This window comes from Methylobacterium sp. WL64 (assembly GCF_008039945.1).
GTDB lineage: Bacteria > Pseudomonadota > Alphaproteobacteria > Rhizobiales > Beijerinckiaceae > Methylobacterium.
Map to the genome: position 1 here is coordinate 1 of NZ_VRVA01000057.1, position 12,663 is coordinate 12,663.

Annotated in this window: 14 protein-coding genes and 1 pseudogene; 11 read left to right on the plus strand and 4 right to left on the minus strand. The window is 74.0% G+C overall.

Features of this window, described 5'->3' with window-relative positions; translation table 11 throughout:
• On the plus strand, positions 1-344 hold a 344-nt coding region (locus tag FV242_RS20555; RefSeq protein ID WP_147940189.1), incomplete at its 5' end, for a phage tail tape measure protein.
• Between the two features lie 7 nt (positions 345-351).
• Here the strand turns inward: FV242_RS20555 and FV242_RS20560 are convergent.
• Positions 352-1,260 (minus strand): TauD/TfdA family dioxygenase, encoded by a 909-nt coding sequence (locus FV242_RS20560; protein ID WP_147940190.1) that lies wholly within the window; start codon positions 1,258-1,260, stop codon positions 352-354.
• Between the two features lie 271 nt (positions 1,261-1,531).
• On the opposite strand from FV242_RS20560, the gene FV242_RS20565 reads away from it, so the two are divergent.
• From FV242_RS20565 to FV242_RS20575, 3 genes are read left to right on the plus strand one after another with little or no spacing between them, the layout of a single operon-like run.
• Positions 1,532-2,173: a DUF2460 domain-containing protein gene (locus FV242_RS20565; RefSeq protein ID WP_147940191.1), complete on the plus strand. Its 642-nt coding sequence runs from the start codon at positions 1,532-1,534 to the stop codon at positions 2,171-2,173.
• Positions 2,174-2,182: 9 nt separating this feature from the next.
• Positions 2,183-3,058 carry a DUF2163 domain-containing protein gene (locus FV242_RS20570; protein ID WP_147940192.1) on the plus strand — a complete coding sequence of 292 codons (876 nt, stop codon included), beginning with the start codon at positions 2,183-2,185 and terminating at the stop codon, positions 3,056-3,058.
• Positions 3,055-3,579 carry an NlpC/P60 family protein gene (locus FV242_RS20575; RefSeq protein ID WP_147940193.1) on the plus strand — a complete coding sequence of 175 codons (525 nt, stop codon included), beginning with the start codon at positions 3,055-3,057 and terminating at the stop codon, positions 3,577-3,579. Before FV242_RS20570 ends, FV242_RS20575 begins: the two co-directional genes overlap by 4 nt.
• On the opposite strand, the gene FV242_RS20580 is transcribed toward FV242_RS20575, so the two are convergent.
• Both FV242_RS20580 and FV242_RS20585 read right to left on the minus strand, forming a co-directional pair.
• Positions 3,510-3,794: an addiction module antidote protein gene (locus FV242_RS20580; RefSeq protein WP_147940194.1), complete on the minus strand. Its 285-nt coding sequence runs from the start codon at positions 3,792-3,794 to the stop codon at positions 3,510-3,512. The genes FV242_RS20575 and FV242_RS20580 overlap by 70 nt on opposite strands.
• Positions 3,794-4,048, minus strand: a complete 255-nt coding sequence (locus FV242_RS20585; protein ID WP_147940209.1) for a type II toxin-antitoxin system RelE/ParE family toxin — start codon at positions 4,046-4,048, stop codon at positions 3,794-3,796. The genes FV242_RS20580 and FV242_RS20585 overlap by 1 nt, the downstream gene beginning before the upstream one ends.
• Positions 4,049-4,174: 126 nt before the next feature.
• Here FV242_RS20585 and FV242_RS20590 point away from each other — a divergent pair.
• Both FV242_RS20590 and FV242_RS20595 read left to right on the plus strand, forming a co-directional pair.
• Positions 4,175-8,071 (plus strand): annotated as a pseudogene (locus FV242_RS20590) (glycoside hydrolase/phage tail family protein).
• A 157-nt stretch (positions 8,072-8,228) separates the two neighbouring features.
• A complete protein-coding gene (locus tag FV242_RS20595; RefSeq protein ID WP_147940195.1) occupies positions 8,229-9,485 on the plus strand; it encodes a DUF2793 domain-containing protein in 1,257 nt (418 codons plus the stop codon).
• Positions 9,486-9,641: 156 nt separating this feature from the next.
• On the opposite strand, the gene FV242_RS20600 is transcribed toward FV242_RS20595, so the two are convergent.
• On the minus strand, positions 9,642-10,205 hold the full coding sequence (locus FV242_RS20600; RefSeq protein ID WP_246692791.1) for a GDSL-type esterase/lipase family protein: 564 nt from the start codon (positions 10,203-10,205) through the stop codon (positions 9,642-9,644).
• An 81-nt stretch (positions 10,206-10,286) separates the two neighbouring features.
• Here FV242_RS20600 and FV242_RS20605 point away from each other — a divergent pair, with 81 nt between their 5' ends.
• The 5 genes from FV242_RS20605 to FV242_RS20625 all read left to right on the plus strand — a co-directional run bounded on the left by FV242_RS20605 (position 10,287) and on the right by FV242_RS20625 (position 12,643).
• Positions 10,287-10,838 carry a phage tail tip lysozyme gene (locus tag FV242_RS20605; RefSeq protein ID WP_147908033.1) on the plus strand — a complete coding sequence of 184 codons (552 nt, stop codon included), beginning with the start codon at positions 10,287-10,289 and terminating at the stop codon, positions 10,836-10,838.
• On the plus strand, positions 10,835-11,377 hold the full coding sequence (locus FV242_RS20610; protein WP_147940196.1) for a hypothetical protein: 543 nt from the start codon (positions 10,835-10,837) through the stop codon (positions 11,375-11,377). Before FV242_RS20605 ends, FV242_RS20610 begins: the two co-directional genes overlap by 4 nt.
• 125 nt (positions 11,378-11,502) lie before the next feature.
• Positions 11,503-11,823, plus strand: coding sequence for a hypothetical protein (locus FV242_RS20615; RefSeq protein ID WP_147908031.1), 321 nt, complete (start codon positions 11,503-11,505; stop codon positions 11,821-11,823).
• On the plus strand, positions 11,820-12,023 hold the full coding sequence (locus FV242_RS20620; protein ID WP_147908030.1) for a hypothetical protein: 204 nt from the start codon (positions 11,820-11,822) through the stop codon (positions 12,021-12,023). The genes FV242_RS20615 and FV242_RS20620 overlap by 4 nt, the downstream gene beginning before the upstream one ends.
• A gap of 248 nt (positions 12,024-12,271) precedes the next feature.
• Positions 12,272-12,643, plus strand: a complete 372-nt coding sequence (locus FV242_RS20625; protein WP_147908029.1) for a PepSY domain-containing protein — start codon at positions 12,272-12,274, stop codon at positions 12,641-12,643.
• The last annotated feature ends 20 nt before the right edge of the window (positions 12,644-12,663 follow it).

Sequence of the window (12,663 nt, forward strand, 5' to 3'; positions counted from 1 at the left end):
TGCTCGGGGCGGGCGCCGGCAGCGAGACCGGCTTCGCCCGGGGCGGGGCGTTCCGGGGCGGACAGGTCCAGCCCTTCGCGGCCGGCGGGGTGGTGGCCGCGCCGACCTACTTTCCGATGGCCAACGGCACCGGCCTGATGGGCGAGGCCGGGCCCGAGGCGATCCTGCCGCTGAACCGCGGCCCGGACGGCCGCCTCGGCGTCGCCGCGGGCGGCGGCGCGGCCCGGCCGGTCTCCGTCACGGTCAACATCGCCACCCCCGACCCCGGCGCCTTCCGCCGCTCGGAGGCGCAGGTGACGGCGAGCCTCGCCCGCGCGGTCGCGCGGGGGCAGCGGGCGACGTGACCGCCCCTCACGCCGCCTTGCTGGCCGCCGCCTCGCGGGGGCGGCTGCGGCGTCCGTCGACGCTCGCCGCGGGGGCGCCTTCGAGGGTCACGCGGCGGACCACCCGGGGCTGGTCGCCGTAATCGTCCACCGCGCGGTGCACTGTGGCCCGGTTGTCCCAGATCGCCACGTCGCCCAACCGCCAGGACCAGCGCACCGTGTTCTCCGGACGGGTCGCGTGGTCGTGGAAAATCGCCAGCAGGTGCTGCGAATCCGAGGTCGTGAGCCCGAGGATGCGCTGGATGAAGTGCCCGACGATCAGCGAGCGTTCGCCGGTCTCCGGATGGACGTGCACCAGCGGGTGCTCGGCCTCGTGGACGGTCCGGGTGAACACCTCGTCGTGCCGGCGACGGCCGGCCTCGGTGACGTTCCCCCGCCCGCCGACGTAGTCGTAGACGTTGGAATGCAGCGCCCAGAGCCGGTCGGCCAGCGCGCGAAGCGGCTCGGGCAGGTCCGTGTAGGCCGCCGCCGTGTTGGCCCAGAGGGTGTCGCCGCCATAGGCCGGCAGGGTCACGGCGCGCAGGATCGAGATCGCCGGATAGGCCGGCACGAAGGTCACGTCGGTGTGCCAGGAACTCGCCCGCTCGCCCCGGCTGGCGTCGAGGTCGAGGATTCCCGCGGTCCCGGGGAGCGACGGCACGGTCGGGTGCGGGACGAGCTCGCCCAGGCGCCGTCCGAACGCCTCCTGGCCGGACTCGTCGAGGCTCTGGTCGCGGAAGAACACCACCTTGTGGGTGAGCAGCGCCTGGCGGATCGCCGCCACCGTCCCGGCATCGAGGTCGCCCGAGAGCGCGACGCCGCGGATCTCCGCGCCGATGCGGCCGGCGACCCGGCGGATGTCGAGATTGGGGTGCAGGGACTGCAGGACAGCACTCATCGGAAAACTCCTTCGGTCGGTGACGGCCCGTACTGATCGCGCAAGAGTTTCGAAGCCTTTTCGAGCATCGAGATCTTCGGCGGATCGTGGCGCGTCTTCCATGATCTTTGACCGGTGTGTGCCGATTGTCGATGAACGGCGTTTTCGAAGTTCCGGCGTTTTCCGAAAGACTTTTCCCGGCCGCCGGCTGCCGGCAGGGGGGGCCTTCTCCCGTCGCCCGACCGGGATCGGGTCTTCGCCGGATCGGGCTCCAACACGGGATCATCGCGCCATGGCCGACGCCTTCCACGAGGTGCTGTTTCCCCTCGACGTGTCGCTGCGCGGCAGCGGCGGGCCGCAGCGGCTCACCGAGATCGTCACGCTGGCCTCGGGGCGGGAGCACCGCAACGGCCGCTGGGCCGATTCCCGGCGCCGCTACGATGCCGGGTTCGGGGTGCGCGGGCTCGACGCGCTCCATGCGGTGCTGGCGTTCTTCGAGGAGCGGCGCGGAAGGCTGTACGGCTTCCGCTACCGCGACAGGGTCGATTTCCGCTCCGGGCCGCCCGGGCGGGCGATCGGCCCCCTCGACCAGCCGCTCGGCGCCGGCGACGGCGCCACGGCGACGTTCGCGCTGACCAAGTCCTACGGGTCCGGCTTCGCGCCCTACCGCCGGCGCATCGCCAAGCCGGTCGCCGGCAGCGTCCGGGTCGCCCTGGCCGGCCGGGAGGTCGGCGCCGACGCCTTCGCGTGCGACCCGGCCACCGGGCTCGTCACCTTCGCGGGCGGGCACGTCCCGGCCAAGGGCGCCGCCGTCACGGCGGGCTTCGCCTTCGACGTGCCGGTCCGGTTCGACACCGACGACCTCACCATCGACCTTGCGGCCTTCACGGCCGGCGAGATCCCCAAGGTGCCGCTGGTCGAGATCGTGCCGTGAGGGACAACGATGCGTGCCATCCCCGATGCCTTCGCGGCCCATCTCGCGGGCGGCGTGACCACCCTGTGCCGGTGCTGGACCCTGCGCCGGCGCGACGGGGCCGCCCTCGGCTTCACCGACCATGACCGCGACCTGACCCTCTCGGGCCTGGTCCACGAGGCCCGGACCGGGCTGGACGCGGCCGAGGCCAGCGCCGAATCCGGCTTCGCGGTCTCCGGGGGCGACGTGGCCGGGGCGCTGAGCGCGCTCGGGCTCACCGAGGCCGACATCGCGGGCGGCCTCTACGACGGCGCGTCGGTGGAGACCTGGCTGGTCGACTGGGCCGAACCCGGGACGCGCCTGCTGCTCGATGTCGGCACGATCGGCGAGGTGCGCCGGGAGGGCGACGCCTTCGTGGCCGAACTGCGCGGCCTCGCCCACCGGCTCGATGCCGAGCGCGGCCGGACCTTCCGGGCCACCTGCGGGGCCGACCTCGGCGATGCCCGCTGCCGGGTCGATCTCGCCGCCTGGCGCACCACCGGCCGGGTCACCGGCCTTCCGGAGCCGGCGACGCTCGCGGTGTCGCTGGCGGGTCGCTTCGCGGACGGGCTGTTCACCGGCGGGACGCTCACCTGGGAGACGGGTGCCAATGCGGGGCTCGCCGCGGATGTGCGGCTTCAGCTCGGCGGGCTGGTCGAGCTGTGGACGGTCCCGGCCCGGCCGGTGACCCCGGGGGATGCCTTCAGCGTCACGGCCGGATGCGACAAGCGGCTGGCCACCTGCCGGGACCGCTTCGCCAACGCGATCAACTTCCAGGGCTTCCCGCACATGCCCGGCAACGACGCGGTGATGCGTGCGGTGCCGGGCTCGGAGCCCGTCCTCGACGGCGGGAGCTTGTTCCGATGAGCGCAATGCGGCGGGACATGGGCGTGGCCGCCCTCGGCGAGGCGCGGCTGTGGCTCGGCACGCCCTACCGGCACCAGGCCTCCTTGCGCGGGGTCGGCTGCGACTGCCTGGGCCTGCTGCGCGGGGTCTGGCGCGGGCTCTACGGCGCCGAGCCGGAACCGGTGCCGCCCTATGCAGCCACCTGGGCCGAATCCGCCGCCCCGGGGACCGATCCCCTCACCGAGGCGGCGGCGCGCCACCTCGTGCCGGTGCCGTCCGCCGGAGACCCGCCCCGTCCGGGCGACGTGCTGCTCTTCGCCTTCCGCCGCCACCTCCCGGCCCGCCACTGCGCCATCGCCACCGGCGACGGTGCCATGATCCACGCCCACGACCACGCCACGGTCGCCGAGGTCGCGCTCACGGCGTGGTGGCGCCGGCACCTGACCGGGGTGTTCCGCTTTCCGCAGGCCCCTTACGAGGCGCCGGTCGCCACGGTCAGCTTGACGCCGAGCGCGTCCATGACTTTGCGCACAGTCTCGTAGCGCAGCTTCGAGCCCGGGGTCAGAGCCTTGTACAGGCTTTCCCGCCCCAGGCCGGCCTCCCGGGCGATCTGGCTCATGCCGCGCGCCTTGGCGACCTCACCGAGCGCCGCGACGAACAGCTCGGGATCGGGATCCTCAAGCGCGGCCGCGAGATATTCGGCGATCGCTTCCTCGCTGTCGAGGAACTCCGAGGCGTCGAAAGGCGTGAAGGACATCAGGTGATACCGTAGAGATGTTTGGCCAGGGCCTTGGCTTTCTGAATATCTCGATCCTGACTGGACTTGTCGCCGCCGTTCAGAAGCCGGTAGGTCACCTCGCCCCGCCGAACGTAGTAGAGGCGATATCCTGGGCCGTACGAGATTCGCATTTCGAAGACGCCTTCACCGACCGGTTTGACGTCACCGAAATTACCGAAGCCCGCAGCTCGGATCCGAGCGACGATACGCGCCTTCGCGCGGTGATCCCGCAGGTCGGTGAGCTACCGACGAAAGCTATCGGACAGCAGAATCGTAGCCACGATGCAACGTATCCGACCGGATACGGATCGGCAATCCGTGAGCGTCATGTCTTTCCACCCCCACCCCCGGAGCCCGCCATGGCCACCCTGATCCTGTCCACGGCGGGCGCCGCGGTGGGGACCGCGCTCGGCGGGCCGATCGGATCCGTGGTCGGGCGCGTGCTCGGGGCGGCCGCGGGGGCGGGGCTCGACGGGATGCTGTCGGGCTCCGGGCGGCACACGCGTTTCGTCGAGGGGCCGCGGCTCGCCGACGTCGCCGGCCTGTCCTCCACGGAGGGCGATCCCATCCCCCGGGTCTACGGGCGGGCGAAGATCGGCGGCAGCCTGATCTGGGCGACGCGCGTCCGCGAGGTCGCCAACACGACGGTGGAGCGCGCGGCCTCCGCGTCCAAGGGCGCGGGCGGGCAGAAGACCGTGCACACCCGCTACGCCTATTTCGCCAACCTGGCGGTCGGCCTGTGCGAGGGCGAGGTCGTGCTGGTCCGCCGGATCTGGGCGGACGGCAAGGAAATCGATCAGGTCGGGATCACCGTGCGGGTCCATACCGGCGGCGCGGACCAAGCGCCGGACCCGCTGATCGTCGCCAAGGAGGGCGCCGAGAACGCCCCGGCCTATCGTGGCCTCGCCTACGTGGTGTTCGAGAACCTGCCGCTCGCCGACTTCGGCAACCGCGTGCCCCAGTTCGCCTTCGAGGTGGTCCGCCCCGTCAACGGCCTGTACCACCGGATCCGCGCCGTCGACCTGATCCCGGGGGCCGGCGAGTTCGCCCTCGATCCGAACCGCGTCACCGTCGATCTCGGCCTCGGCCGGACCGAGGCGGCCAACCGGCACCAGCTCCAGCGCGCCACCGACGTCACCGCCTCCCTCGACGCGCTTCAGGCCCTGTGCCCGAACCTGCGCCGGGTCGCCGTGGTGGCGACGTGGTTCGGCACCGATCTGCGCGCCGGCGCCTGCCGGGTGGTGCCGAAGGTCGAGACCCGGGGCAAGCGCACCAAGCCGAAGGCCTGGGCCGTCGCCGGGATCACCCGTGACAAGGCCGAGGTGGTCTCGACCCTGCCGGACGGCACCCCCGCCTACGGTGGGACGCCCTCGGATGCCGGGCTGACCCGGCTGGTGGCCGACCTCGCCGCCCGCGGCCTGGACGTGCTGCTCTACCCGTTCGTGATGATGGACGTGCCGGCCGGCAACAGCCTGCCCGACCCGCGCGTGCCCGGCGCGACCCAGCCGCCCTATCCCTGGCGCGGGCGCATCACCTGCGACCCGGGCCCGGGCGTCCCCGGCAGCCCGGACGGCACCGCCGCCGCGGAGGCGCAGGTCCAAGGTTTCTTCGAGGGCGGCTATCGTGCGGGGGTGCTGCATTATGCCGGCCTCGCGGCCCTGTGGGCGGCCTCCGGTATCCGGATCGCCGGCTTCGTGATCGGCAGCGAACTCGTCGGCCTCACCCGGGTGCGGGGTGCCGCCGGCTACCCGGCCGTCCAGGCGCTCCGGTCCCTCGCCGCGGATCTGCGCGGCCGGCTCGGGCCCGGCGTCACGCTGGTCTACGGGGCGGACTGGACCGAGTACGGCGCCCATGTCCTGGACGGGGGCGCCACGATCCGCTTCCCGCTGGACGACCTGTTCGCCGACCCCAACATCGGCGCGGTCGGGATCGACTGGTATCCGCCGGTCACCGATTGGCGCGACGCCCCGGACCACGCCGACCTCGCGGTCGCGGGCGACATCAACGACCGGGCCTACCTGAAAGCGAACGGCGCCTCCGGCGAGGCGTTCGACTGATACTACGCCGACGCGGCCGGGCGTGCCGCCCAGGACCGCCGGTCGATCCGGGACGGCGCCTACGGCAAACCCTGGATCTTCCGGCCCAAGGACCTCATCGGCTGGTGGTCGAACCCGCATGTCGAGCGCGACGGCGGCGTCGAGACCCGCGCCACCGCCTGGGTGCCGAAGGCCAAGCCGATCTGGCTCACCGAGGCCGGGGTGCCGGCGGTGGACAAGGGCACCAACGGCCCGAACGTCTTCCCTGACCCGAAATCCGCCGAGGGCGCCTACCCGCCGGACTCGCGAGCCCTGCGCGACGAGCTGATCCAGCTGCGCGGGCTCGAGGCCGTGATCGCCCGGTTCGACCCGGCGGCGGCCGGGTTCTCGGAGGCCGACAACCCGGTCTCGCCGGTCTATGGCGGCCGGATGGTCGATCCGGGATCGATCTTCGTCTGGTCCTGGGACGCCCGGCCGTTCCCGGCCTTCCCGGCGGTGCAGAAGGTCTGGGCCGACACCGCCAACTGGCGGGTCGGCCACTGGATCACCGGGCGGATCGAGGGCTGCGACCTCGACCTTCTGGTCCTGAGGATCCTGGCCGATTTCGGCTTCGACGCGCCGGTCGCCGTGGAGGCCGCCGCCTTCCTCGACGGCTACGTCGTCGACCGGCCGCTCTCGGCGCGGGCCGCGCTCGAGACCCTGGCGCAGGTCTACGGGCTCGACGTCTCGGCGGTGGCGGGGCGCCTGCACCTGCGCGGACCCCGCCGCGAGCGGCCGGTGGTGCTCGCGGAGGCCGACCTCGTCCGCCTGTCGGAGGCGAAGCCGGTCCTGCGGCAGGTCCGGGCCGAGGAGAGCGCGCTGCCGCACTCGGTCACCCTCGGCATCACCGAGTCCGAGAGTCCGGATTACCGCCGCGCCGCGGCGGCGGCGATCCGGCCGGTCGGCCAGCGGCGCCGCGAGACCCGGATCGAGGCCGCCATCGTCACCCGCAGGGAGACCGGCGACGATCTCGCCGAGGCGCTGCTCGACCGGGTCATCGCGGCCCGGGACAGCGCGGCCTTCACGGTGAGCCCGCGCCGGCTGGAGCTGGAGCCCGGCGACCTGCTGGCGGTGCCGGCCGACGTGCCGGGCGGGACGGTGCTGCGCAGAATCGACCGGATCGACGACGCCCCGACCGGGCGCCGGATCGAGGCGAGCGGCGTCCCGCCCCGGGGCGGCCCTCCGCGCGGCCTGCCCCGCAACCCGGCCTTGCCGGCTGGCGCGACCCCGGCCTTCCCGGGGCCGCCCTTCGCGCTTGCCCTCGACCTGCCGGTGGATCGCGGCAGCCCGACGGTGCTGCAATACCTCGCGGTCGCGGCGGAGCCCTGGCCCGGGGAGGCGGCCGTGTGGCGGGCGGAGGGCGCCGGCCCACTGACCCTCCACGGCCTGGTCGATTACCCGGCCTGCCTCGGCCGGACCCTTTCGGACTTGCCCGCCGGGCCGCTCTGGCGGCTGCAGCGCGGCGCCCATCTCGACGTCACCCTGCGCCGGGGCGGGGCGCTCGGATCGATCGGCGAGGCCGCCATGCTGGCCGGCGGCAACCTGTTCGCCCTGGTCGGGCCGGACGGCTCCGTCGAGCTGCTCTGCGCGGCCGACGCGGTGCTGACCGGCCCCGACACCTACCGGCTCTCCGGGCTCCTGCGCGGGCTCGCGGGCAGCGAGGCCGCCGCCGGGCGATCCACTGCGGCGGGCAGCCTGATCGTGCGCCTCGACGACGGCGCGGTGGTGCCGTTGGTCGAGCGCCTGGACGAGGCCGGCCGGGGCTTCCGCTACCGGGTCGGCCCGGCCTCCGCCGACCCGGGCGATCCGGCGGTTTCGGAATTTGCCGCGACGGCCGGGCTGGGGTCGCTCCTCCCCCTGCGGCCGGTCCACCTGCGGGCGCGGCGGGACGCGTCGGGGGTGCGGCTCTCCTGGATCCGCCGAGCGCGCCGCGACGGCGACGCCTGGGCCCCCGCCGAGATCCCGCTCGACGAGCCGGAGGCCTACGCGGTCACGGTGTTCACGGGGGCCGGCACGCCCCTGCGCCAGTTCCGGGCCGAGGCGCAGCAGGTCCTCTACGCCGACGAGGCGGCCGATTTCGGCGTTGCTCAGACCAGCCTCGACGTCGCTGTGGCGCAGATCGGCGCGGTCGCAGGTCCCGGCCCGGCCATCCGCGACCGCATTCCGATCCGAAGCGCCTGAACGGGCACCGACCCCGCGGGACGGCGCCGGTCCCGCAGCGCTTCCTCCCGGATCGCCGTCCACCGCCATTCCAGGCGTCCGGGGCGGGGGGCGCGTCATCCACCGGCGACGGCTGCGCCGCTGGTCACGGACAGAGTATCCGATCGAGGAGCCCCCGATGTCCGACACCACGCCCCGCCTCGGCCTGCCGCTGATCGCGGCGAGCCAGGCCCAGAAGCACGTCACCCACAACGAGGCGCTCGGCCTCCTCGACGCCCTGGTCCAGCTCGCCTGCCTGGACAAGGACCTCACCGCGCCGCCCAAGAACCCCGCCGACGGCGACCGCTACCTCGTGGTCGCCTCGAACCCGGGGGGCGCCTGGGCCGGGCTCGCCGGCCAGGTCGTGCGCTACGCCGACGGCGTCTGGGTCGGCGCGGTGCCCCGGGCCGGCTGGTTCGCCTACCTGATCGACGAGGCCGACCTCTACGTGTTCGACGGCAGCGCCTGGGGCAGCTTCCGCCGGACGCTGACCGCGATCCAGAGCGTGAGCCGGCTCGGCATCAACACCGGGGCGGATGCCACCAACCGCCTCGCGGTCAAGGCGGACGCGGCCCTGCTCACCTGGGACGACGCGACGCCGGGCTCCGGCGACATGCGGATCTCGGTCAACAAACAGGCCGCCTCCCGGGACGCAGCCCTGAACTTCCAGACCGGGTATTCCGCCCGCGCCCTGCTGGGCCTTCTGGGCGGCGACGACTTCTCGCTGAAGGTCTCGCCCGACGGGGCCGCCTTCGCCACCGCGCTCACCGCTTCCGCGGCGAAGGGCGGGATCGATTTCGCCTCCACCGAGACCGTGCTGGCCGCGGCGGCGACCACGGATCTCGGTGGTGCCGGCACCCGGCGGGTCCTGGTCACCGGAACGGCCCGGATCACCCGCTTCGGCACCGGCGCCGACCGGGAGCGGCTCGTGCGCTTCGCCGGCACCGCGACCCTGGTCCACGATCCCGAGCAGCTCGCCCTGCCGACCCGGGCCGACATCGTCACGGCCGCCGACGACACCTGCCTGGCCGCCTCGGACGGTGCCGGCCGCTGGCGCGTGCGCCATTACCAGCGCGTCGACGGGACGCCGCTGGCGCTGGGCACCCAGGCGCTCGCTCCGAACGGCTACGCCCGGCTCGCCAACGGCCTCGTCCTGCAATGGGGTCTTGCGACCGGCGCGGACGCGGATCTCTCCGTCGCGTTCAGCCCCGCCTTTCCGAGCGCATGCCTGGGGGTCTGGGCCCAGCCGGTCGCCCGGGATGCCGGGACGCTCTACGCCAGCCAGGTCAGCGACGTGTCGGCCACCGGGTTCACGCTCCGCAACCGCCGCGACACCGGCGGCGCGGTGACCGGCGCCGGGAATGGCGCGACGTATTGGCTGGCCCTGGGGTCTTGAGGGCGGTTCCGGACGCGCGGCTCTCGCCGAGCCCCCCCATCACTGCCGCTTCGGCATCGTCTGCGCGTCCGACGCAAGCCGGAATGGGAACGTCGGTGGGGCGTGAGAGCGGAGCCGTCGCCGTCGCGACAGGCCCGTGGGTCCATCAGCCCCGCCTCACCGGTCGGCCCCCGGCGCCAGGGCCGTCAGCATCGCCGGTTCGATCGCCGCGTAGCCCGCTCCGTTGAGGTGGATGCCGTCCGCGGTGAAGTCCGACCGCAGCGCGCCCGACGGGGTGGCGAGCGGCGTGTGATAGTCGATGAGCGCGGCGGCGCTGGCGGCGCAATGGGCACGGATCCAGCGGTTTAGGGCGTGGATGCGCGCCACGGGCCTGAGCTCGGGGCGCCATCCCCAGAAATCGCTCGGCATCACGGTACCGATCCACAGCGGCAGCCCGGCCTCGAAGGCCAGCCGCGCCATGGCGGCGATGTTGTCGCGGATCGCCCCGTCCGAGACCGGGCCGCCGATCTCGGCGATGTCGTTGAACCCGCACAGCAGGTGGACGCCCCGGGCACCGGCCGCGTCGCGGCGAAAGCGGGCGCGGATCTCACCGCTCGTCTGTCCCGGAATGCCGCGCGCCGCGAAGCCGTGCCGCGCGAACGTCTCGGCCCGGGCCTCGCCCCAGCCCGCGGTGATCGAATCGCCGATGAACACCAGCGGCCGGTCCTGTCCGTGTCCCACGTGGCCCAAGCGTCCCCTGTCCCTTGTCCCCTGCCCGCGTCCCCCGTCGGCATCGCGCGGATTCATGCCCGGAGAACCCCGATGTCCGCAACCACTGGTCCGGCCCGTGGGCCTGGCGACGCCTTCGCGGCCGGCTGCCGGAGCCTGGGGCCGCGCCTGATGCGCGATCTCGGCCTCACCGACCTGCAGGCCGCCGGGCTGCTGGGCAATCTCGGCCACGAGAGCGGCGGCTTCCGCCGGCTCCAGGAGGTCGCCCCGGCGGTGGCCGGGTCCCGGGGCGGCTGGGGCCTGGCGCAATGGACCGGCCCCCGGCGCGTGGCCATGGAGGCCTGGTGCCGGGCGCACGCGCTCGATCCGGCCGCCCCCGAGGCCCAGTACGGCTACCTCTGCACGGAACTGCGCACCACCGAGGCGGCGGCGCTCGCGGCCCTGCGGCAGGCTCCGACCCTGGAGGCCGCCACCGAGAGCGTGTGCCGGCACTTCGAGCGGCCAGGCGTGATCGCGCTGGCGAGCCGGCTGGCCTGGGCCCGCCGGGCGCTCTCGGCCCTGCGCGCGGGCGCCGTCTCGCCGCGCAAACCCGAATCCCGAGCCGGCCGGGTCCGCCGCGCGCTCAACTCCGGAGATCGATCATGACGCACCTCTTCCGGGCCGGGCTGGCGCTGGCCGGCGCCGCGATCCCGTTTGTCGCCCTGCTCACCTCGGCCCTGGTCGCCCCGGCTCTGGCCTCTGCCCAGGCGGGCGGCGTGGCGATTCCCTGGGGCGACTGGCTGGTCGGGCTGCTGCAGCCGGTCTCTGCCGTGCTGGTGCCGATCGCCGCGGCGGCCGTCACGGCCGGGATCGCCCGGGTCGCGCCCTGGGCGGCCTCGCTCCTGACCCGGGAGCGGGTCGAGGCCGCGATCCGGGCCGGGGCCGCGTACGGACAGAACGCGGTGGCCGGTGCCGCAAGGGGCCGGACCGTGAGCGTCGATCTCGGCTCCGCGGTGGTGGCGGCCGGCGTCCGGCACGTCGTGGCGACTGCGCCGGCCCATGTCGTCCGGAGCGCGGGCGGTGCCGAAGGCGTCGCCGCCCGGATCTTCCGGGCCCTGCCGCTCGACCCGCAGGCCAGCGCCGGCAACGTCCTGGCGCCGGCGCTGCGGGCGCTGCGGGAGGGGGACGCGGTGCATCGGGCCTGACGGCGTTCTCCGACCTCACACGTCTCCGCACGCGGGTCGGACCCCTGTCCCGGATGGGGGGCGGGGACATGACGTGGCCCGCGCGCGGCATCGTGCGGGGCCGGAGAGGTTCCGGGGAGGAAGCCATGAACGCGGGCCACCATTCCCCCGAGGACGCGCCCGGTCCCGGTGGTCGGGCGCGGACGATCCGGTTCCCGCCCTTCTGGCAGGCCTACGTCGCCCGCCAGACCGCGCCGCGCCTGGCGGTCCTCGACGAACTCGTGGACGCGCATGTCGAGCGGCGGGTGCTGCGCCGCTACGTCCGGCGCCTCAAGCATGCGGCCCTGTTCACCTTTGTCACCACGGCGGCGGCCGCGCACTGGTTCTCGGACCAGATCGCCTGGCTGGTCGAGCGCATGCCGGCCCTGCGGGCGTTCTGGTTGCTGATCACGGGAGGTTCGCGATGAGCTTGCACCGGGACCGGATCCTCGACCGCGTCTGGCTGACCCTGTCGGGGGCGGCGGTGATCGCCGTCACACTCCAGCTGGGTGCGCGGCTCGGGGCCCGGCCCTGGCCGATCGACGCCGCCCTGGCCGCGCAGGCTGCCGCGTCGGTGCCGGCGGTATGCCGGGACGGCTCTCAATCCTCGGTTCGAAGCGCGCGCTGACGCCGAACCGGTCACCACTCCGGCGGCGAGGGCGCCGGATCGGGCACCGCGGCGTGCGCAATCGCCTGTGCGGCGCGACCTCGGCGGTGGAACCCGAAAAGCCCGTCGGCCGTAGTGCCGGCACGATGGCATCCACCACGAAACAGCTCACATCTTACCGTTGCAGGCGCCAGTCAGAACTCGCGTCGGGGCCGCTACAGCTACGTATTCAGGGCGCATTCAGTGCCCTCGGCGCAAATCTCCTGGCAATGCGCTACGCCATCGCCCTCGTTGCCATCAGCCTGACCGCCGCGGCCCTCGCCGCCAGCGGCCTCGGCTCCATGGCCGATGACGGACCGGCCTCGCAGACGTCCCAGGTGGCGGACCCGACGCCCCTGCGGATCGAGTCCTGCCTGTCGCCGGCCGACATGCGCGAGGAGGTCGGCGAGCGGCGGGTGATCGCCCCGGTGGCGGCGATCCGGGCGGCCCGCACGGTGATCCCCCGGGCCGAGATCCAGCGCGCGAGCCTCTGTCGTCACGCCGACGGCCTCGTCTACATGCTGACCGCCTTGCGCCGGGACGGGCATTTCGTGCACGTGATCGTGGATGCCCGCACCGGCAAGGTCGCGGGCCAATACTGACCGGGCTTCACACCCGCAGT

Coding starts and splice junctions, on each gene's coding strand:
- FV242_RS20560 (WP_147940190.1), bottom strand. CDS start 1,260: ATGAGTGCTGTCCTGCAGTCCCTGCACCCCAATCTCGACATCCGCCGG.
- FV242_RS20565 (WP_147940191.1), top strand. CDS start 1,532: ATGGCCGACGCCTTCCACGAGGTGCTGTTTCCCCTCGACGTGTCGCTG.
- FV242_RS20570 (WP_147940192.1), top strand. CDS start 2,183: ATGCGTGCCATCCCCGATGCCTTCGCGGCCCATCTCGCGGGCGGCGTG.
- FV242_RS20575 (WP_147940193.1), top strand. CDS start 3,055: ATGAGCGCAATGCGGCGGGACATGGGCGTGGCCGCCCTCGGCGAGGCG.
- FV242_RS20580 (WP_147940194.1), bottom strand. CDS start 3,794: ATGTCCTTCACGCCTTTCGACGCCTCGGAGTTCCTCGACAGCGAGGAA.
- FV242_RS20595 (WP_147940195.1), top strand. CDS start 8,229: ATGTCCGACACCACGCCCCGCCTCGGCCTGCCGCTGATCGCGGCGAGC.
- FV242_RS20605 (WP_147908033.1), top strand. CDS start 10,287: ATGTCCGCAACCACTGGTCCGGCCCGTGGGCCTGGCGACGCCTTCGCG.
- FV242_RS20610 (WP_147940196.1), top strand. CDS start 10,835: ATGACGCACCTCTTCCGGGCCGGGCTGGCGCTGGCCGGCGCCGCGATC.
- FV242_RS20615 (WP_147908031.1), top strand. CDS start 11,503: ATGAACGCGGGCCACCATTCCCCCGAGGACGCGCCCGGTCCCGGTGGT.
- FV242_RS20620 (WP_147908030.1), top strand. CDS start 11,820: ATGAGCTTGCACCGGGACCGGATCCTCGACCGCGTCTGGCTGACCCTG.
- FV242_RS20625 (WP_147908029.1), top strand. CDS start 12,272: ATGCGCTACGCCATCGCCCTCGTTGCCATCAGCCTGACCGCCGCGGCC.